Origin of the sequence: Pseudoclavibacter sp. RFBI5 (assembly GCF_002931395.1) — a bacterium.
Lineage (GTDB): Bacteria > Actinomycetota > Actinomycetes > Actinomycetales > Microbacteriaceae > Pseudoclavibacter.
On sequence record NZ_PSYA01000018.1, the window covers coordinates 1 to 17,700 of the forward strand.

Here is a 17,700-nt window from a genome sequence, read left to right on the forward strand (position 1 = left end):
GTGCGAGACCGAGACGGTGACGTTGTCGGGGCTGACGCTGCCGGCGAGGGCCGCGTGCCGGGCGAGCGCGGACGCGATGACCGCGTTGTCCGCGACGGTTGCGGTCCGCGACGAGCGCAGGGTGTGGCGGGAACGGCGACCGGGGGCGAGGCCTGCGATGAGCAGGATCAGCCCGATGATGGCCACGATGACGCCGGCGGGGCCGACGTACTGGGCGGGCTGCTCGAGGACGCTGAGGGTCGACGTGAACATGTCGACCGGCGCGACGAGCAGCGCGGGGAGCGCCAGAAGCGCCAGGACGATCTCGGTGCCGACCCAGGCCGCCACGATGATCAGCAGCACGGCCAGGACGATCGCGAGCGCCGAACGTGGCGAATGCGTCTCGCGTCGGGAGACGCGGGAGTAGAGCGACGTGTGGCTGCTCATCTGACTCGCTCCTCTGGTTTGATCTCGAGTCCGGTCAGGCGGATGGTGACCGCGCTGATGCTCGAACCGCTGAGGCTCTGCACGCGGTCACGGATGGTGGTCTTCGCAGTCTCGACCCGCTCGAGGAGCGGGCCGCCGCTGCGGGAGATGGAGCTCGGCTGTTCGCGGATGCGACCCAGCGAGGGCACGCGGATGGGGGTGCTGAGTCGCAGTGCGAGCTTGCCGTTGTGGTCGACGCTGACGCTGCCAGCGTCGACCCCGAGGGCGTCACCGGCGACAGCTGACACGAGCCTGTTCAGCGCCTTCGCGGTGAGCCGTGTCGTGCCTCGCTGCGCCGCGCCGCCCGGAGCCGTCGCGGCGATGCTCATGAGGACGTGTTCCGTCCGCGAAGGACGTCGACAAGTGCACTGGCGTTGAGCTTGCCGTCGAGGATCCGACCGATCAGTCCGCCGATCAGCATCGCGATGACGACGAAGAAGAACGCCCAGAAGCCGAGGATGATCCAGGTGAGCGCGAGGACTGCGCCGATGAGGATGCCGGTTCGGGTGAGAGATGCGGTGCTCACTGGACTCGCGCCTCTTCCTTCTCATCCTTCTCCTCGTTCTTGTCGTCGGAGGGGAGGTGGACATCGTTGACGGTCACGTTGACCTCGGTGACCTCGAGGCCGACGATCGTCTCGATCGCGCGGATCACGTCGGCGCGCACGCCGTCCGCGACGTCCTGCAGCGCGACGGGGTAGTCGGCGACGATGGTCACGTCGACGGCGACCTGCTTCTCGCCGACCTCGACGCTGATGCCCTGGCCCTGGTCGGTGGCGTTCAGGGCGTTGCGGATGGCGCCGAGTGCGCGGGCCGCGCCGCCGCCGAGGTCGTAGACGCCGTGTGCTTCTCGGGCGGCGATGCCGGCGACCTTCGCGACGACGCCGTCATCGATCGTGGTCTTGCCGTGTCCGTCGACCTGTGCGGACTGGAGGTCCTTGCGGCTGGTGGCCGGGGTTCCGGTGGCGGGGGTGGTGTTCGACATGAGGTTCTCCTTGTGATCTCTGGCCGGTGCTGGCGCATCGGCCTGGCTGTATGGGTATGACGCATCAGGGCCGTGATTCGTCACGAAATTGTTCGAACTCGTCTCGGCAGGAAGTGAAGCGGTCGACGCGAGCAGGATCATAGGAAGCCCCGCTGGGCGCGCAACTGAACAAGGCACCCCCGCCGCGACGCGAGCCACGCGTCAAAGATTGACTTGATCGGGCTTTTTCATCTGATCGAGCTTGCTCATATCCGCGTTGGACCAGTTTGATTCCGACTGTTGACGGAAATGTCTCCGAAGCCCCAGATCCGATATTCAGAACCAAGATTCCCCGGTTCTCGATGTGGATCACCCGGGGAATTCTCAAGCGGCCAGCGCCCGGAGGTCGACCGCGGACTCCCGCCAGCAGGCCCGTACACATGCCGTTCGCATTGGCGGCGCATCATGGCGCCGCATCCGCTCCCCTGCACGCCGGCGGACGCGCCGCACCTGACCCCGGAGGAACGCATGGCTATCGACCAACCCCAGGACCTGCGCGAGTACATCGAGCACCTGCGCTCGCTCGGCTACTCGGTGCGCGACGGCCACACCAACGACCCCGACCTCATCGACCCGCAGGGCAACCCCGTCTACACATGGCAGGAGGGGTACCCCTACGAGGAGCGCCTCAGCCGCGACGAGTACGAGAGCGAGAAGTACCGCCTCCAGGTGGAGCTGCTGAAGTGCCAGTACTGGATGGAGGACAACGACAAGCGCGCCGTGATCCTCTTCGAGGGGCGCGACGCGGCCGGCAAGGGCGGCACCATCAAGCGCTTCACGGAGCACCTCAACCCGCGCAAGGCGCGCGTCGTCGCCCTTGCGAAGCCCAGCGACCGCGAGCGCGGGCAGTGGTTCTTCCAGCGCTACATCCAGCACCTCCCCACGGACGGCGAGCTCGTCATGTTCGACCGCTCCTGGTACAACCGCTCCGGTGTGGAACGGGTCATGGGGTTCTGCAGCGATGACGAGCACACGCAGTTCATGCAGCAGGCACCGGCGTTCGAGAAGATGCTCGTCGACTCCGGCATCCACGTGACGAAGTTCTGGTTCTCGGTGTCGCGCACCGAGCAGCGCACGCGCTTCGCCATCCGCCAGCTCGACCCCGTGCGTCGGTGGAAGCTCTCCCCCATGGACCTCGCGTCGCTCGACCGCTGGGAGGACTACACGGCGGCGAAGGAGGAGACGTTCCGCCTCACCGACAAGAAGCACGCGCCGTGGACGATCATCCGCTCCAACGACAAGAAGCGTGCGCGCCTGAACGCGATGCGCTTCTGGCTCGGCCAGTTCGACTACGAGGGCAAGGACCACGACGTGGTCACGAAGCCGGACCCGCTGCTCGTGATGCGCGGCAAGCAGGAGACGGCCGACGAGTAGGGCCGGCGTCGCGCGGCCTGGCCGGGCCGGGTCAGTTCGAGAGCTGGCCTCGCATGAGCTCGCGAAACACGGGCACGAGCGGGTTGTCGCTCGAGCGCGACGTGCACATCATCACGGTGACGGGCTCGATGTCGTCGATCGGCACGAACACGACGTCGTCGCGCTGGTAGTGGCGGGCGGCGGAGCTCCCGGCGATATTCACGCCAGCCCCCGCGGCGACGAGCTCGAGCAGGCCCTCCATGCTGTCGGCGGATGCGCCCGGCACGATCCTCGTCCCGTCGGCCCGCGGGCTCACCACCCACCAGTCGAGGATCTCCTGCGGTCCGGCAGAGGCCGCGACGAACACCTCATCGTTCGTCTCCAGGATCGAGACCGACGAGCGGGCCGCCAGACGGTGCCCCGCCGGAACCACGAGCATGCGCCCCTCCGACCAGAGAGGCTCACAGGTGACCTCGTCGGACGCGCTGACGGGTGACGGCGCCAGCACGACGTCGACCCGGTCGCTGACGAGGTCGTCGACGACCTCGAAGAAGCCGGTGCGGCGCATCTCGAGCCGCGCATCCGGAACCCGCTGCAGCATCGAGGCGATCGCCGACGCCGCAAGGGAGCCTGTTGCGGAGGCTACGACACCCGCCGCCATGCACGAACACGATGACGGGTGGGCGTTCCGCCTCCGGCAGGTGCAGGTCGAGGGTGAGCGGCCGGAACCCGGGAGGCTCGGAGAAGATGACGTCACGCACGACGCGAGCGTGCGCCGGTGTCCGCTGCTCGCCGGACTCTGCTGCCGTGATCAATCGAACAGCTCATATCCCTGCACGAAGTGCACGTCGTGCTTCGCACCCTGCGCGCCGAACACGGCGGGCTCCGGGATGTGGAATTCCGCTTCCTCCGGAATGCCGGGCTTCGACGTGGGCCGCGCCACGGCCCGGAAGAAGTCCGTGAATCCCGCGCTCGTGACGCCGAAGATCTTCCCCGTCCGCTCGATGCGGTACGAGTGGATGGTGTCCTTCGGCACGAATCCGAAGCCCCCTGCCTCGAGGACGCGCGTCTCGCGGTTGCCCTGCCGGTCGTCGATCCACAGCCGGATGGCCCCCTCGAGCACGAAGAACGTCTCGTGCGTCTCAGCGTGGAAGTGCGGCGGGACAGGCCTGCCCGGGCGCCCCTCCGTGATGAACGCGTCGAACTGGCCCGCGGTCTGCGGCGAGGTCGTGAGCAGCGTGAAGAGCTGGTCGAAGAGCACGAGCTTGTCGCCTTCGGCGGCGTCCATCAGATACGGCAGCGGAGCCGCGGGGAGCTGGCTCTCGATCGGGGCGAATCCTGACATCGGCAACCTCCTTGTTGCGGGCCGGTCGGCCCTCGTCGTCAACCCTCGCAAGTCCTGGCGCCTTGCGCGACGGGGTCCTGCCTAACGGACGTGAGCCAGCTCCTAACGGGCACGTGCCCATCTGGGGCGGAACGCGCCGGCGTAGGCAACTACCATCGGCTTCCATGAGTCGCGAAAGAGCAGCATGACGGGGCCGACCGCACCTGCCCCAGGCGTCGGCGACCCCGACGGGCAGGGGCCGAACGGGTCGCCCGCCTCGCCGCCGCCCTCCATCCACGTGCGCGCCGTGCTCACGTGGCTGGCGATCTTCCCGCTCGTCGCCATCACGTCGATGCTCGCGGAGCCCCTCGTCGGGTCCTGGCACCCCATCGCCCGGGCCTGCGTCGTGACGCTCGTCGTCGTCCCGCTGGCGGTGTACCTCGTCGTGCCGTCCTTCGTGAAGCTCTACGGGCGCATCCGCCGCCGATGACCGGTCGAGGCACCGGCGCAGGAGGTCGACTCTCTAGGATCTGAGCATGCGCCACGCACAGTTCATCGAGGTGACCGCGGATGCGGCAAGCGCGTTCGCGGCGCTCCTCGACTCGGCAGACCTCGCGACACCCGTCCCCTCCTGCCCTGGCTGGTCGCTCGCCGAGCTGACCGAGCACCTCGGTGGCGTGCACCGATGGGCACGCGCCCAGCTGCTCGGCGGTGGCCAGCAGGTCGAGCGGCTGACCCCAAAGGCGCCGCTCGATGACCGGGACGCGCTGGTCGCCTGGTTCCGCGAGGGCGCCGCCGAGCTCGTGGCGACCCTGCGCGAACTGCCGGAGGACGCGCCCTGCTGGGCCCTCTACCCGCCCGCTCGCGCATCCACTTGGGCGAGGCGGCAGGCCCTCGAGACGACCCTGCACCTCTGGGACGCGACCGACAGCCTCGGCATCACGGCGCCCATTCCGGCCACGATCGCGGCGGCCGGAGTCGCCGAGGTCGCGCACGACATGTACCCGAGGCAGGTGTCGCTCGGGCGGATGCCGTCGCTCGACGAGCGCGTCGACCTCGAGCTGCGGGACCTCGGCACGAGCGCACCTTTGCCGGTGCGGCTCGGCCCGATCGGCGAGGTGGTGGCCGGTGAGTCCCGGCCCACCGAGACCACCACCCCAGCCGACGCGACGCTCGAGCTGAGCGCGGAGGACGCGCTGCTGCTCCTCTGGAAGCGACGCGAGCTCACGACGGTGGACGCCCGGCTCACGGGCTCGGCCGCGGCACTCGAGCGGGTGCTCGCGCACCCGCTCGCCCCGTGAGACCCGCGAGCGCCGCGACAGCGTCAGGCGCTCGCTAGCTGCGGAGCGTCGCCGCGAACGGGTCTCGCTGGTGATCGACGAGCGGAACCCGCTCGAGCGTGCTCTCGACGACGACGACCTCGCCGGCCGCCGCCGACTCCTCGATGGCGAGCATGGTGTCGAGCACGTGCAGGGCGAGCTCGCCGGTCGCGACGTGCGGAAGCCCCTCGCGGATGCCGCGGGCCATGTCGAGCGTGCCGTACCCGCGCCCAGTGACCGTGCCCTCATCCGGGTACTCCTCCCAGCTCGGCTCGAGCGTCTCCGAGTACTCCTGCGGGTGGCGCGCCACTCGCGTGCCCCCGTCGGCGTGGTTCGGGTCGGGGGTGATGAGCATGCCGCCCGGGCCGATGATCTCGACGGTGCCCATCTCGGCGAGCGGGGAGTCGTTGCTGAAGGTGAGCTGCGCGCTGGCGCCGCTCTCGAAGGTGACGAGCGCATCCACGTGCGTGAGCACCTCGACGGGGAACGACTGGCCCGCGTTCGGGCCGAGCTTCACGGTGCGGGCCTCCTTGGCCGTCGAGCCCGTCGCGTACACCTTCCTGACGGGGCCGAACGCGCTCACGAGCGTCGTCACGTAGTACGGCCCCATGTCGAGCAGTGGGCCGCCGCCGCGGGCGAACAGGAACGCCGGGTTGGGGTGGAACAGGTCGGGCCCCGAGTAGCGCATCATGGTGCGGGCCGTGAGCGGGGTGCCGATGATGCCGCTCGCGAGGTGTCGGAGGGCGGTCTGGATGCCCGGGTTCAGCACCGTGTCGGGTGCGACTCCCACGCGCAGGCCGGCCGCGTCGGCCGCCTCGAGCAGGGCCTTGGCCTCCTGGCGGTCGATGCCGATGGGCTTCTCAATCCACACGTGCTTGCCCGCCGCGATGGCGTCGAGCGCGACCGGGACGTGGGCGGCCGGGATGGTCAGGTTGATGACGATCTCGACGTCGTCGTTCGCCAGCACCGAGGCGGGCGAGCCGGAGAACGGCACGCCGTAGCTCGCGGCCTTCTCCGCGGCGAGGGCCTCGTTGAGGTCGCCAAGCGCCACGACTCGCACGTCGGGGAAGCGCGTCAGGTTGTCGAGGTAGGCGTTGCTGATCATGCCGGTGCCGATGATGCCGACGCCGACGGGGCCTCGCCTGGCCGACTCGCGGCGCACGTGCTCGCTGCCGAGCTGCTCGCTGCTCATGCGCGGTTCTCCAGGTAGTCGAAGCTGGCGGCGATCGCGGCGAAGATGTCGCCGTCGAAGTGGTCGAACTCGATGACGGCGAACTCCGCCGACGGGGTGGCCGCGAGGGCAGCCTCGAGCGGGATGGCACCTTGACCGGCCGGGACCTGGCCGAGCCCCGACGGGTCGAAGGGAGCATCCGCGACGAACGGGTTCTCGACCTGCGGGCCGTCCTTGATGTGGAGGGCCCTCACGCGGTCGCCGAGGCGTTCGAGCAGGGCTGGCGCGTCCACTCCCCCGATGTGCGCCCAGTACACGTCGACCTCGAGCACCACCTCGTCGTCGAGGAGCCCCGCGAAGTACTCGAGTGCGGGGACGCCCTCGATGAGGGTGCTGAGCTCCCACGCGTGATTGTGGTAGCCAACGCGGAGGCCGTGCTCGGCGGCTGACCTGGCTGCCTCGTTGAGGGCGGAAGCCGTCGCCTCAACGGCTTCGCGGGTCGACCAGTCGAAGACTGCAGGGTCGATGACGAGCTCGATGCCGAGCTTCTTCGCCGCCTCGAAGGTGGCGGCGTGGCTCGGCACCGGCGTCGTCACGCCCTCGCGAGTGACCTCCTTGGCGACGAGCATCGCGTGCCCCGTCGGGGCCGCGATGCCGTGCCTGGCGAAGGCCGCCGCGAGCTCGTCGGCGCGGTCGACGAAGGCGAAGGCTTCGACGTTGCGCAGGCCGATCTCGCCGAGGCGCGCGAGCGTGCCGTCGAGGTCGGCTTCGAGGTGCGAGTTGACGCTGTACAGCTGCAGCGAGGTCGCTGGCCGCTGCGCTCCCGTTCGAGTGGGGGACGCTTCTGGTCGAGTGGTGGGCACGGTGACTCCTGTGTCGGTGGGCGTCCGCCCCGTCGCGGTTCGCTCTCCTGGAGACGCTACTAGAAAATTGCCAGTTGGCAACTTTGAGTCTGCCTGGCCAGTCTCAGCGGTCCTGACCGAGACGCTCGAGCAGCCCGAGCGTGGCCGCGACATCGACGTCGGGCTCGAGGAGCCACCGCACCTGGAGCCCGTCGGAGGCCGCCATGATCAGGTCGACGAGCATGGACGCCTCGGCGCGGCGCCCCTCGGGAAGGGCAGCGAGCTGCCCGTCGATCTCGCCCGCCAAGCGGGTCCTCGCCCGCGCGAACCGCTCCGTGAAGAAGACCTTCGCAGGCCCATCCCCCGGTTCGACCGACTTGGCGAGCATCTCCGTGAAGAGCGAGACCATTCCGGGGAACTGCACGTTGAACTCGGCGCTGAGCCGCATCCGCTGCACGAGCGACACCGAGGCGGGCATGCGCCCCTCGTTGACGTGGTCATGCTCGCGGATCACCGCGACGAGCAGCCCCTCACGAGAACCGAAGTAGTGGGTCAGCATGCCGTGAGAGACGCCGATGGACTCGCCGATCGCGCGCAGGGAAGCGCCGCTCGCTCCGGTCACGCGGAGGGTCTCGTAGGCCTGCGCCAGGATCTCGCGCTTCCGCTCGACACCCTTCGCGTACTGCCCCCGCGCTCCGTCTGCTGCCACGCCAAGCATCGTAGCCGGGGCCGGGGTCGTCGCGGACCCTCTGCGAACCCCTTCGCTAGGCTCCGCCGCTTGGCCTCGCCTCGTGGTGGCGCGCCCCGTGCGTCCGGCGGTCCTCCTTCATCGCCGCTTCCGCCAGGTGCCGCCTGCCAGCCACGAGCTGCTCGCGGGTGGCCCGCTCGGCTGCTCGGAACGGCTCCCAGTAGGTGTCGTCGTAATCCTCGACGATCTGGAACGTCCATCGCCCCTCGATCACATTCCGGCCCACCAGCTCGGCTTCGAGGCGATCCGCGACCTCCGCGTGTCCGGCGTCGCGCAACGCGTCGGACGCCTCACCGAGGGCGAGGTCGGCGGCGCCGGTCAGCCTGTGGAACCCGTAGAGAAGCCCACGCGCCTGGTCGACCATCTCGAGGGCCTCGGTGAGCTTCCCGACGGCCGCGATCGTCGCCTCGTCGACGCCCTCGGGCGGAAGGTGCTCAGCACCTCGACGCTCCCTCGGGTCATCACCGGTTCCTGGAACGCTCTGGTCATCGCTCATGCCGTGATTCTGTCGACCGCGCCTGGACGGCGCGTGGGTTCCCTCGGGGCTCGTGGATCGCAAGTCCAGCGGGGCCGGATTGGCACGGGCGCTCCGAGTGGACCCGTCGTACGGTTGCGGCACACGCACCTTCCTCGCCCCCTCACCCGTCGTGGCACCTCCTCCGTGCCACGTCATCTCCGAAAGGCCCACCTCGTGCCCACCTCGCGCCCCTTCGCCCAAGTCGACGTGTTCTCGGAGTCCCCGTACCTCGGCAACCCGGTCGCCGTCATCCTCGATGGCGCAGGTCTCACCGACGACGAGATGCTGCACGTCGCACGGTGGACGAACCTCTCCGAGACCACTTTCGTTCTGCCGACGACCAACCCAGGAGCGGACTACCGACTGCGCATCTTCACCCCGGGCGGGGAGCTCCCCTTCGCCGGCCATCCGACCCTCGGCTCGGCGCACGCGTGGCTCGAGCGGGGCGGCACTCCGAAGAACGCTGGGCGTGTGGTCCAGGAGTGCGGCGCCGGCCTCGTCGAGGTGCGCATCGACGAGGGACGCCTGGCGTTCGCCGCTCCGCCCACGCTGCGGAGCGGCCCGTTGGAGCCCGAGCTCCTGGCTCGCATCGTCACGGCGTACGGCATCAGCGCAGACCAGGTCACCGCCCACCAGTGGATCGACAACGGACCGGGGTGGGCCATCGTGCAGCTCGCATCCGCGCAGGAGGTGCTCGACCTCGACCCCGACCTCTCCCTCCTGCCTGATGCCATGGTCGGAGCCGTCGGCGCCTACCCTCCAGGGGCGCCGCACGCCTTCGAGCTGCGCAGCTTCGCGCCCGCCATCGGCGTGGAGGAGGATCCGGTCTGCGGCAGCATGAACGCGTCGACGGCCCAGTGGATGCACCGCACAGGCACCGCTCCGGGTTCGAGCTGGCGAGTCTCCCAGGGCACGCGCCTCGGCCGTGCCGGTGACATCACCGTGACAGTCGACGACTCCGGGGCCGTCTGGGTCGGTGGCGCCACGACGACGCTCTTCTCGGGCACGGCACTCGCCTAGGGCGTGTCTGACAGAGCTTGCGTGTCTTGTTCTGGAGGCTGGTGAGACATCTCGTTTTCGGTTGCTTTCGGACGTTCAGTGGTCGTTGATCAAGGCCATGCTGACCGCCCCGACGGGGCGTCTCACGCGAGAGTTCTCGGGCGCTCGGACGTCGGATGAGGCGATCGCCTAGCGATATCGGACGGGCATCGCGTGGCGTGATCTTCCTGAGGTGTTCGGCCCGTGGGCAGGCGGCACGGACCTGGCATCACCGCATGGCCCCTGACGTCGCCTGGGACCGCGTACTCACCAAGCGGACTATTGCCGGCGCCGTAACGAGGCTCGTCGACCGGTCGGTCTCGGTTGACTTGACGATCGCTCGCGCGCACCAGAACGAGACGAACGACCTCGCCGGCATCAGAGGAGAACCCTCCTGAGCCGCCCACAACTCCGCGTGTCCAGCCTGACCGGGGTGGGGCGAACCCCGTCGCCGCCGGGTCCAGCAGAAACGCAGCCAGCGGCCGCAGCACAACCCGTCGAGGTCGCTGCTTTGGCTGATCCGGGCACCGGCACGCCCGGGCGAGGCAAGGCTGCCATGCAGCTCAGCAAGAAGTACCCCGATAGGGTCAGCTTCTACAAGGGCGCGAGCTGACCCCATGGCCGAGACGATCGACCTCTGTCACCGCACCACCGAGGCTGCCGCAGCTCAGATCGTCAGGGACGGCAGGTTCCTCACGCGCGAGAACTCGCGCGAGGCGTTCTCCGCGACGCACGTCGACGGCCAGGCCGAGGGATGCGGAGCGGCTATCGTCCACGTGCGGATCGACCAGGCTTAGGTCATCGACGCAAGGGCAGCACGCCCACTTGGGGGTGCTGCCCTTACTGGCCTCTTTGGGGCTAGACCGAAACGGTCACTTCTGAACTTTCTGGCGAGATCGCGAGCCCATCTAGCTTCACTGTGATCTCATCGACGCTCGCCGGGATCTGCTGGTCGAGTGTGATATCGCTGAGTACCCAAGCGGCTGTGTTGGGGCAGGAGCCCTCTTCGACCGTAGGTTCGGTTTCAAATCCGACTCGAACGCTTGTCTCGGTATCCCAGGTGACAGACACGGGAACAGTCCAGCACTCTGGCGATTCCCATCGCTCAATTCGCAGAACTTTGCCGTCGTTGAGTGCTGCAACAGAGACTTCGGCTGTGATGGATTCGCTTCCTGCTTCGGCTACGGACTGTTGGTAGTCGATGCTCTCAGATGGACTCGCGGGCGTAGCGGAACACCCTGCCAGGACTGTTGACGTTCCCAGGGCGAGCGTGAGTAGCGTTGCTGTGAGCCTCCACCGACCGTTATCCAAGTGTGGCTCCTCCGCAGGCGTAGGTCACTGCCATGGTGTGCGTAGCAATGCACTTATGGTAGCCCGTGCGGTCGCCATTTGTGGCTGACTGAATACCAACAGGAATAACCCGTCCGTTCGCAGGATCGTAGACGGCCAGCGGTCCTCCGCTGTCACCGCCAATGCACTCATCCGGGTCGGCGTTGGCCCCGAAGACTTGGCAACGCTTTCCCTCGCCGCCGAGGTTGTGGCACCCATCTGCGTAGCCGAACTGGGTCCAGTTTCCCGTATATCTCAGCGAAACTTGCCCACTGCGGGCACCTGACAATAGAACCTGCGCTCCAAACGGCAGAGTGTAGTGAGGATAGTTTCCGGTCGCGGAGATCGTCGAGTTCGTGTATTGGCCACCGGTGTACATGAGGTTCGAGTATGTCTTGTTCGCGATGAGCATCACATCGAGGCTAATGGAGTCGAGTGGCAGGTAGCGGCTACCGACGTCTGTGCCCACGACGGTCTTGAAGCTGTTGCCGTTGCAGTGCTCAGCAGTGAGCATCGAGTTTCCGTTGAGGCGGAACGCAGACGAGCAGCGCATCCCTTCACCTGCGCTTCAGTCCGTGTAGCGGATGTCGGTGCCCGCCTTGAACGGCGCGGTGTCGTTGGTGCGCGCGGAGGATTCGAGGTTGGGGTCCACGGTGAGGTTGACGTGCTCAAAGAGGTTGCTTCTAGCTTGCGTGCCTGACTCGGCTAGAGGGGCGTTCACCACAACATCGATTTCGCCCGAAGCCGTGTTTGGTTCGGAGTACCAGGAGATCGCTGAACCGTCCTCAGCCGTCAGCTGGTCAAGGCGCTCTTCCACTTGGCAGATTTCACTGATCGATGGGAAATTTCCGAGGCGGGTTTCTACTGCGACGCCAGCTTCTTCGAGGACACGAAGAGCCTCGGCACCTTAGGGGCTCTTTGAAAGCAAGTCCGCTGGCGTGCGTGCGTCTGCACTTGCCTCATCAACCAGAATCTGCAGCGAAGAAACTTCGCCCTGACCGATCGCCTCGACGCCCACTGCTGAGCCCATGTTGTCTCGAAGTGCCTCAGCGCGAACTACGAGCACGGCAGCCTTGTCGCGCCCATGCCGTCGTAAGGAAGCGAGTTGTCTGCGTACCCTGTGCCTCCAGCGGGGTAGACCGTTTTGTTCCAGAGGCAGTGATCTTCAGGGGAAAGCTGTTCCAGGAGCTCGATGTTGGTGTCTTCTAGCTTAATTAGATCGCTTTCGGCTGCGGAGGCAGCTGGTGGCGATGCGACAGCGAGCGAGGTCAGGATTATCAGTGAAGCGCCAACACCGGTGACACGTCTCAAAATGTCTTCCTTCCGTTTCTCCGGCGGGGCTGACGGTGACGTGAGAAGAATGTCGACTGCTCCGTTTCGGCTGGGCGATCCGGCTACCTGGGGGTCCGCGTTAGTTGGATCGAGGGCAGTGAATACGAGCAAGAGGACCGAGGCGCGGTACTCGGTTCGCCCCGCATCTACAAATTGCTCATGCAGCGCGTCGCGACGGGATTGGCTCATGCAGCGCGTCGCGACGGGATTGGCTCAAGCGTCCAGCAGCCGACGAGAACGGCTCTCCTTCGGGGCACCAGTTCTTGCTGAGGTCTCTGCGTCGATCACGTTGGTTTGGGCACATGGGAACTACGTATCTCACGACTATGAGTCGCAGCGATAAGTAGTTGTGTCCTTGCAGTGCTGGTTGTCACCCTCGTCGGACGTAGGCCGATCTGCTGCGGAACGCGCCAAGTCGGCAAGCGCCGGGGGCGCGGGGATGCGCTAAGCAAGAAGGCGCTGGGGGCGACGAGTCTCGGATCTCTGAGCCTCGAGGAGGTATCCCGAACTTGCGAACCTCATCGCGCACGCCCAGTCCTCGTTAGCCGGATCGACGCCCCAAGCCTAGACCCACTGCGTGCGGTCGATGAGGGCAGTTCATTCTTCAATCCCATTGACTGCGCGAAGGACAGAGCGCTTAGGGTCGTGGCTGTGGCAGTCACGGTGCAGCTCCACGTGGTCCGTCAAGTCGCCGGTGACGTTCTTGAATCCGCGGGCCACGTCATCTGCAACTCGCTGGCTGGACTCGATGAAGATCGCCGGCGTAGTTGACCGACGACGGTGTACCCGACGAGGTGAGGTTGATCGTCGACTGTGACTTGACCTAGGACCAAACGAGCGTCGCCGTTTCGAAAGTTCTCGGGCGCTCGGACGTCGGAATAGGCGATCCCCTAGCGATATCGGATGGGCATCGCGTGGCGTGATCTTCCTGAGGTGTTCGGCCCGTGGGCAGGCGGCATGGACCTGGCATCACCGCATGGCCTCTGATGGCACCTGGGATCGGCCGCTCCCGAGGTGGCCTCTCGACCAAGATCCACACGCTCGGAGACGGGAGCGGGCTACCGTTGGTGATCGAGGTCACCCCCGGCCAGACTGGCGATTCGCGCGCACCTGCACGAGCGATGCATCCGCTCGGTGATCCCGGAACCAGCCGGCCAGCATGGGACCGGAAACGACGCGGATCTCGCGGCGGTCGACCGGCCGGGTATGACCGAGACGACTTCCGTGGACGCAACGTCATCGAGCGGCGCCTCTGTCACCTCAAGCCCTGGCGAGAACTCGCTACATGCTCCGTCAGGCTCGCCCTGGTCAACCGAGCGGACCCTGTCCTGAACGCCGTGATCGACGAAACTAGGGCTTTGTCAAACAGGCCACGCCGACCCCGCCAGCCCGATCGCGACGCTCCCGACCAGCGGCTGCCCCAGTGACAGTCCCAGCCTCTACCCCCAGTGGCGCGGTCTCGTGAGCGATTCGGGCAGCTGCGTGGCGTCGTCGCCGAATGCGGCCGCGAGCTGCGGCTGCGTCAGGTGCAGCACGTGGCGCAGGTCGGCCCCGTGCAGCTCGGCGTCCCTCAGGTCGGCGCCGAGGAGGTCAGCCCAGCGGAGGTCGGCACCTCGGAGCTTCGCCGCAATGAGCAGGGCACCCCGCAGCTCGACCGCCCGCAGGTCGCTGCCAGAGAAGTCCGTGCCGAGGTACACGCCGCGGGGTTCGATCCGTGACCAGGCGCCAGATGCACGGCGCCGCGGGACGTGCATCCGTCGCACCTCGCGGCTCACCGCCCCGAGCAGCTCGCCGGCGGCAGGCCGGCTCGTCTCGACGGCGGCGCGCAGCGAGGCCAGGTCGGGCGAGGCGGCCTGCGCGTCGACCTGATCGAAGAGCGTGTCGATGCGTCGCAGCAGCGAGCGATCGGCGGTGCGACGCCTCGCCTCGGCCAGCAGCCACAGCACTTCGTGCAGCTGGCGCACGAGGGGGAACACGGCGAACATGGCTTCCCGCAGGTCGTCGCCCTCCCGCCAGTCGCCGCCGCCGAAGGTCTCCTGCGTGACCCGCTGCCCGGCGCCATGGCACTCGAAGACGGTGCAGCCGCGGTATCCGCGCTCGAGGAGCGCCGAGTGGATGCCGCAGCCGAGGTTCTCGTCGAGGTTCCGGCACGGCTTTCCGGCGGGCTTCTCGTGCGCGAAGTCGTCACCGCGCGAGAAGGCGAGCGCCGAGCAGCAGAGGGCGACGCAGTTGGCGCAGTCGCTCCGGAATCGCGCGGTGTCGGCGCTCGCGCCGCGCCCGTTGCGCGCGGCTCCGCCGGGCATCGGCACCGTGGGCCGGTGCCGCAGCGGTTCGCTGAATTCACCTGGAGACATCGTGGCGTCAGCCTACGTTTCCGCGCACGCGTGCAGCTGTGCACGGCCGGGTCACGACTCCCCGATCGCCGAGCGTCGCTGGTTCGAGCCGCGGATCGTCCGCGAGCAGCAGCCAAATGTTCGGCGCACCGAACATTGATCTTCTGGCCACCGTAGCGCTATGCTCTGGTCATGCTGACCCCCGCGCTGCGCGCAGCCCGACGGAAGGCCGGCCGCATCGTCGCGGCGGGCCTCGCCCTCGTCACGCTCGCGTCCCTCACCGCCTGCGCCCCCTCCACTGAGGGCGAGGACAACCGGCCCGTCGTCCTCACGACCTTCACGGTGCTCGCCGACATCGCGAGGCAGGTCGCCGGCGATGAGCTTCGCGTCGAGTCGATCACGAAGGTCGGTGCCGAGATCCACGGCTACGAGCCGACCCCCCTCGACATCGCGAAGGCGTCGGAAGCCGACCTGATCCTCGACAACGGCATGAACCTCGAGGCATGGTTCGAGCAGTTCGTCTCCGGCATGGATGTCCCCCACGCCGTGGTCAGCGAGGGTGTCGAGGAAGTGCCCATCGCGGGCGACGCCTACGCCGGCCTCCCGAACCCCCACGCGTGGATGTCGCCCCTCAACGTGCAGCTGTACATCGACAACATGGTCACCGCCTTCTCCGACCTCGCCCCCGCGAGCGCGAGCGTCTTCGAAGAGAACGCCGCCGCCTACAAGGCAGAGCTGCAGGCCGTGCACGACGAGCTCGTCGCGGCGATCGAGCCTCTCCCCGCATCGCAACGGGCCCTCGTCACCTGCGAGGGGGCCTTCTCGTACCTGACGAGAGACGCCGGGCTCGACGAGGTCTACATCTGGCCCGTCAACGCCGAGCAGCAGGCCACCCCGCAGCAGATCGCCGGGGTCATCGATCATGTGCGCGACAACGACGTTCCAGCGGTGTTCTGCGAGTCGACCGTGTCGGATGCGCCGATGCGGCAGGTCGTCGACGCCACGGGTGCGGAGTTCGGCGGCACCCTCTACGTCGACTCGCTGAGCGAGGAAGACGGCCCCGTGCCGAGCTATCTCGACCTCATCCGGCACGACGTCGACACCATCGTGGCCGGACTGACCGGCAAGACGGGAAGCGAATCGTGAGCGCAGCATCCAGCCCTGCATCCACTCCTCGGGCCGACGCGGGGCCATCAGCGGGCGGGGCCGCGCCCGCCATCGAGGTCGACGCCCTCACCGTGCACTACGGGGAGGTGCTCGCCCTCGACCGCGCGAGCCTCTCCATCGCCCCAGGCAGGGTCTGCGGGCTCATCGGCATGAACGGCTCTGGCAAGTCCACGCTGTTCAAGTCGATCATGGGCGTCGTGCGCCCCGATGCGGGCACCGTCCGCATCCTCGGGGGCTCCTCGGCGGATGCGCGCAAGCGGGGCAGCGTCAGCTACGTTCCCCAGAGCGAGCAGGTCGACTGGGACTTCCCCCTCTCGGTGCGCGATGTCGTGATGACGGGGCGCTACGGGCACCTCGGCATCACCCGGAGGCCGCGGGCGCGCGACCATTCGGCTGTCGATGCCGCCCTCGAGCGCGTCGAGCTCTCCGAGCTGGCGGGTCGGCAGATCGGCCAGCTCTCGGGCGGTCAGCGCAAGCGCGCCTTCGTGGCCCGCGGCATCGCCCAGGAGGCCGAGGTGCTGCTCCTCGACGAGCCCTTCGCGGGCGTCGACACCCGCTCCCAGGCCACCATGACGAGCCTCCTTCGGGAGCTGGCCGGGCAGGGGGTGTGCATCCTCATCGCCACCCACGACCTGGGCTCCCTCCCAGAGCTGGCCGACGAGGCCGTGCTCTTCAACCGGCGGGTGCTGCTGCACGCGAGCCCCGAGGAGATCATCCGTCCCGAGCACCTCGCCCTCGCGTTCGGCATCGAGACCGGAACGGGGGCGGCAGCATGAGCCTCGTCGATCTCCTCCTCGAACCCCTCGGCTACGAGTTCATGGTGCGGGCCCTCATCACGACCGTCATCACGGCCGTCGTCTGCGCCCTCCTCAGCTGCTGGCTCGTGCTCATCGGGTGGTCGCTCATGGGAGATGCCGTCTCACACGCCGTCCTTCCCGGGGTGGTGCTCGCCTACATCGTCGGGGCTCCCTTCGCGCTCGGGGCGCTCGCCTTCGGGCTGCTCGCCGTCGGCCTCATCGGCGTGATCCGCGACACCAGCAGGGTGAAAGAGGACGCGGCGATCGGCATCGTCTTCACGACCCTCTTCGCGTTCGGTCTCGTACTCATCTCGGTGACGCCGAGCCAGACCGACCTCAGCCACATCCTCTTCGGCAACCTCCTCGGCGTCAGCCCCACCGACCTCGTGCAGATCGGCATCCTCGCCGCAATCGTCGCCGTCGTCCTCCTCGTGAAGCGGCGAGACTTCACCCTCGTCGCGTTCGACGCCACCCACGCCCACGCGATCGGCCTCGACCCGCGTGTCCTCCGCGGCGCCCTCCTCGGGCTGCTCGCCCTCACCGCCGTGGTCGCCCTGCAGACGGTCGGCGTGATCCTCGTCGTGGCGATGCTCATCATCCCCGGGGCAACCGCGACGGTGCTCACGCGCAGCTTCGCGCGGATGCTCGTCATCGCCCCCATCGTCTCCGTCGTCTGCTCGGCGGCGGGCCTCTACGCCAGCTACTACCTCGACGCCGCCTCCGGCGGGATGATCGTGCTCGCGCAGGGCCTCGCCTTCCTGCTCGCCTACCTGCTCTCCCCCACGCAGGGCCTCGTCACGTCGCGGATCCTCGCGAGGCGTCGCTCGAGGGGCAAGAGCGCCGAGGCGAGGGGTGCCACAGGGACGGATATCGAAGGGGCGGCTGCCGAGACGAAGACCGCCTAGCGTCCCGACGCTCTAGCTTCCCGACGTTCCAGATCTC

Annotated in this window: 22 protein-coding genes and 1 pseudogene; 9 read left to right on the forward strand and 14 right to left on the reverse strand. The window is 67.9% G+C overall.

Annotated elements, in window-relative coordinates:
* The 4 genes from C5E06_RS18425 to C5E06_RS18440 all read right to left on the reverse strand — a co-directional run.
* Nucleotides 1-426 (reverse strand): hypothetical protein (locus C5E06_RS18425; protein WP_104307835.1); only part of this gene is annotated, 426 nt, incomplete at its 3' end.
* Complete coding sequence (locus C5E06_RS18430) at nucleotides 423-794, reverse strand: hypothetical protein (protein WP_104307836.1); 372 nt, start codon at nucleotides 792-794, stop codon at nucleotides 423-425. The genes C5E06_RS18425 and C5E06_RS18430, both read right to left, overlap by 4 nt.
* On the reverse strand, nucleotides 791-991 hold the full coding sequence (locus C5E06_RS18435; protein ID WP_181058039.1) for a DUF2273 domain-containing protein: 201 nt from the start codon (nucleotides 989-991) through the stop codon (nucleotides 791-793). Before C5E06_RS18435 ends, C5E06_RS18430 begins: the two co-directional genes overlap by 4 nt.
* Nucleotides 988-1,449: an Asp23/Gls24 family envelope stress response protein gene (locus tag C5E06_RS18440; RefSeq protein WP_104299820.1), complete on the reverse strand. Its 462-nt coding sequence runs from the start codon at nucleotides 1,447-1,449 to the stop codon at nucleotides 988-990. Before C5E06_RS18440 ends, C5E06_RS18435 begins: the two co-directional genes overlap by 4 nt.
* Before the next feature lie 507 nt (nucleotides 1,450-1,956).
* Here C5E06_RS18440 and ppk2 point away from each other — a divergent pair.
* Nucleotides 1,957-2,862, forward strand: coding sequence for a polyphosphate kinase 2 (ppk2, locus tag C5E06_RS18445; protein WP_104243321.1), 906 nt, complete (start codon nucleotides 1,957-1,959; stop codon nucleotides 2,860-2,862).
* 31 nt (nucleotides 2,863-2,893) lie between these two features.
* Here ppk2 and C5E06_RS18450 read toward each other — a convergent pair whose 3' ends face one another.
* Entirely contained in the window at nucleotides 2,894-3,502 is a 609-nt protein-coding gene (locus tag C5E06_RS18450; protein ID WP_104307837.1) for a LysR family substrate-binding domain-containing protein, read from the reverse strand.
* A gap of 150 nt (nucleotides 3,503-3,652) precedes the next feature.
* Nucleotides 3,653-4,186: a quercetin 2,3-dioxygenase gene (locus C5E06_RS18460; RefSeq protein ID WP_104307838.1), complete on the reverse strand. Its 534-nt coding sequence runs from the start codon at nucleotides 4,184-4,186 to the stop codon at nucleotides 3,653-3,655.
* A gap of 184 nt (nucleotides 4,187-4,370) precedes the next feature.
* On the opposite strand from C5E06_RS18460, the gene C5E06_RS18465 reads away from it, so the two are divergent.
* Together C5E06_RS18465 and C5E06_RS18470 are read left to right on the forward strand one after the other, a co-directional pair.
* Nucleotides 4,371-4,655, forward strand: a complete 285-nt coding sequence (locus tag C5E06_RS18465; protein ID WP_219819656.1) for a hypothetical protein — start codon at nucleotides 4,371-4,373, stop codon at nucleotides 4,653-4,655.
* Nucleotides 4,656-4,701: 46 nt separating this feature from the next.
* The gene (locus C5E06_RS18470) at nucleotides 4,702-5,466 is read left to right on the forward strand and encodes a maleylpyruvate isomerase family mycothiol-dependent enzyme (RefSeq protein ID WP_104307839.1); all 765 of its coding nucleotides are present in this window, start codon (nucleotides 4,702-4,704) and stop codon (nucleotides 5,464-5,466) included.
* 34 nt (nucleotides 5,467-5,500) lie between these two features.
* Here C5E06_RS18470 and C5E06_RS18475 read toward each other — a convergent pair whose 3' ends face one another.
* From C5E06_RS18475 to C5E06_RS18490, 4 genes are all read right to left on the reverse strand, one after another.
* On the reverse strand, nucleotides 5,501-6,676 hold the full coding sequence (locus C5E06_RS18475) for a Gfo/Idh/MocA family protein (protein ID WP_104307840.1): 1,176 nt from the start codon (nucleotides 6,674-6,676) through the stop codon (nucleotides 5,501-5,503).
* Nucleotides 6,673-7,518 carry a sugar phosphate isomerase/epimerase gene (locus tag C5E06_RS18480; protein ID WP_194687166.1) on the reverse strand — a complete coding sequence of 282 codons (846 nt, stop codon included), beginning with the start codon at nucleotides 7,516-7,518 and terminating at the stop codon, nucleotides 6,673-6,675. The genes C5E06_RS18475 and C5E06_RS18480 overlap by 4 nt, the downstream gene beginning before the upstream one ends.
* Nucleotides 7,519-7,621: 103 nt before the next feature.
* Nucleotides 7,622-8,206 carry a TetR/AcrR family transcriptional regulator gene (locus C5E06_RS18485; protein ID WP_181058041.1) on the reverse strand — a complete coding sequence of 195 codons (585 nt, stop codon included), beginning with the start codon at nucleotides 8,204-8,206 and terminating at the stop codon, nucleotides 7,622-7,624.
* 55 nt (nucleotides 8,207-8,261) lie between these two features.
* Entirely contained in the window at nucleotides 8,262-8,741 is a 480-nt protein-coding gene (locus C5E06_RS18490) for a hypothetical protein (RefSeq protein ID WP_104307842.1), read from the reverse strand.
* Between the two features lie 195 nt (nucleotides 8,742-8,936).
* On the opposite strand from C5E06_RS18490, the gene C5E06_RS18495 reads away from it, so the two are divergent.
* Both C5E06_RS18495 and C5E06_RS18500 read left to right on the forward strand, forming a co-directional pair.
* Nucleotides 8,937-9,782 (forward strand): PhzF family phenazine biosynthesis protein, encoded by an 846-nt coding sequence (locus tag C5E06_RS18495; protein ID WP_104307843.1) that lies wholly within the window; start codon nucleotides 8,937-8,939, stop codon nucleotides 9,780-9,782.
* Nucleotides 9,783-10,417: 635 nt separating this feature from the next.
* Nucleotides 10,418-10,597, forward strand: a complete 180-nt coding sequence (locus C5E06_RS18500) for a hypothetical protein (protein WP_104307844.1) — start codon at nucleotides 10,418-10,420, stop codon at nucleotides 10,595-10,597.
* Between the two features lie 61 nt (nucleotides 10,598-10,658).
* Here the strand turns inward: C5E06_RS18500 and C5E06_RS19100 are convergent, their stop codons facing one another.
* Genes C5E06_RS19100 through C5E06_RS18505 form a run of 3 tightly spaced genes read right to left on the reverse strand, consistent with a single transcriptional unit; the run spans nucleotide 10,659 to nucleotide 11,946 of the window.
* Nucleotides 10,659-11,111 (reverse strand): hypothetical protein, encoded by a 453-nt coding sequence (locus C5E06_RS19100; protein WP_146081424.1) that lies wholly within the window; start codon nucleotides 11,109-11,111, stop codon nucleotides 10,659-10,661.
* Nucleotides 11,104-11,643 (reverse strand): hypothetical protein, encoded by a 540-nt coding sequence (locus tag C5E06_RS19105; RefSeq protein WP_146081425.1) that lies wholly within the window; start codon nucleotides 11,641-11,643, stop codon nucleotides 11,104-11,106. The genes C5E06_RS19100 and C5E06_RS19105 overlap by 8 nt, the downstream gene beginning before the upstream one ends.
* Before the next feature lie 54 nt (nucleotides 11,644-11,697).
* A complete protein-coding gene (locus C5E06_RS18505) occupies nucleotides 11,698-11,946 on the reverse strand; it encodes a hypothetical protein (protein ID WP_104307845.1) in 249 nt (82 codons plus the stop codon).
* A gap of 1,409 nt (nucleotides 11,947-13,355) precedes the next feature.
* Here C5E06_RS18505 and C5E06_RS19735 point away from each other — a divergent pair.
* A pseudogene (locus tag C5E06_RS19735) lies at nucleotides 13,356-13,888 on the forward strand (hypothetical protein); the annotation flags it as partial.
* A gap of 12 nt (nucleotides 13,889-13,900) precedes the next feature.
* Here C5E06_RS19735 and C5E06_RS18515 read toward each other — a convergent pair.
* Complete coding sequence (locus C5E06_RS18515; RefSeq protein ID WP_258067776.1) at nucleotides 13,901-14,815, reverse strand: pentapeptide repeat-containing protein; 915 nt, start codon at nucleotides 14,813-14,815, stop codon at nucleotides 13,901-13,903.
* Between the two features lie 171 nt (nucleotides 14,816-14,986).
* On the opposite strand from C5E06_RS18515, the gene C5E06_RS18520 reads away from it, so the two are divergent.
* The 3 genes from C5E06_RS18520 (at nucleotide 14,987) to C5E06_RS18530 (ending at nucleotide 17,663) form a co-directional block, all read left to right on the forward strand.
* Nucleotides 14,987-15,940 (forward strand): metal ABC transporter substrate-binding protein, encoded by a 954-nt coding sequence (locus tag C5E06_RS18520; protein ID WP_104307847.1) that lies wholly within the window; start codon nucleotides 14,987-14,989, stop codon nucleotides 15,938-15,940.
* Nucleotides 15,941-16,011: 71 nt separating this feature from the next.
* The gene (locus tag C5E06_RS18525) at nucleotides 16,012-16,737 is read left to right on the forward strand and encodes a metal ABC transporter ATP-binding protein (RefSeq protein WP_258067778.1); all 726 of its coding nucleotides are present in this window, start codon (nucleotides 16,012-16,014) and stop codon (nucleotides 16,735-16,737) included.
* Entirely contained in the window at nucleotides 16,734-17,663 is a 930-nt protein-coding gene (locus tag C5E06_RS18530; RefSeq protein ID WP_104307849.1) for a metal ABC transporter permease, read from the forward strand. The genes C5E06_RS18525 and C5E06_RS18530 overlap by 4 nt, the downstream gene beginning before the upstream one ends.
* Nucleotides 17,664-17,700 lie beyond the last annotated feature (37 nt).

What these genes read in the sequence shown, in the direction of transcription:
- C5E06_RS18430 (WP_104307836.1), bottom strand. Translation starts at nt 794, where the DNA reads ATGAGCATCGCCGCGACGGCTCCGGGCGGCGCGGCGCAGCGAGGCACG.
- C5E06_RS18440 (WP_104299820.1), bottom strand. Translation starts at nt 1,449, where the DNA reads ATGTCGAACACCACCCCCGCCACCGGAACCCCGGCCACCAGCCGCAAG.
- ppk2 (WP_104243321.1), top strand. Translation starts at nt 1,957, where the DNA reads ATGGCTATCGACCAACCCCAGGACCTGCGCGAGTACATCGAGCACCTG.
- C5E06_RS18450 (WP_104307837.1), bottom strand. Translation starts at nt 3,502, where the DNA reads ATGGCGGCGGGTGTCGTAGCCTCCGCAACAGGCTCCCTTGCGGCGTCG.
- C5E06_RS18460 (WP_104307838.1), bottom strand. Translation starts at nt 4,186, where the DNA reads ATGTCAGGATTCGCCCCGATCGAGAGCCAGCTCCCCGCGGCTCCGCTG.
- C5E06_RS18465 (WP_219819656.1), top strand. Translation starts at nt 4,371, where the DNA reads ATGACGGGGCCGACCGCACCTGCCCCAGGCGTCGGCGACCCCGACGGG.
- C5E06_RS18470 (WP_104307839.1), top strand. Translation starts at nt 4,702, where the DNA reads ATGCGCCACGCACAGTTCATCGAGGTGACCGCGGATGCGGCAAGCGCG.
- C5E06_RS18475 (WP_104307840.1), bottom strand. Translation starts at nt 6,676, where the DNA reads ATGAGCAGCGAGCAGCTCGGCAGCGAGCACGTGCGCCGCGAGTCGGCC.
- C5E06_RS18490 (WP_104307842.1), bottom strand. Translation starts at nt 8,741, where the DNA reads ATGAGCGATGACCAGAGCGTTCCAGGAACCGGTGATGACCCGAGGGAG.
- C5E06_RS18500 (WP_104307844.1), top strand. Translation starts at nt 10,418, where the DNA reads ATGGCCGAGACGATCGACCTCTGTCACCGCACCACCGAGGCTGCCGCA.
- C5E06_RS19105 (WP_146081425.1), bottom strand. Translation starts at nt 11,643, where the DNA reads ATGCTCACTGCTGAGCACTGCAACGGCAACAGCTTCAAGACCGTCGTG.
- C5E06_RS18515 (WP_258067776.1), bottom strand. Translation starts at nt 14,815, where the DNA reads ATGTCTCCAGGTGAATTCAGCGAACCGCTGCGGCACCGGCCCACGGTG.
- C5E06_RS18520 (WP_104307847.1), top strand. Translation starts at nt 14,987, where the DNA reads ATGCTGACCCCCGCGCTGCGCGCAGCCCGACGGAAGGCCGGCCGCATC.
- C5E06_RS18530 (WP_104307849.1), top strand. Translation starts at nt 16,734, where the DNA reads ATGAGCCTCGTCGATCTCCTCCTCGAACCCCTCGGCTACGAGTTCATG.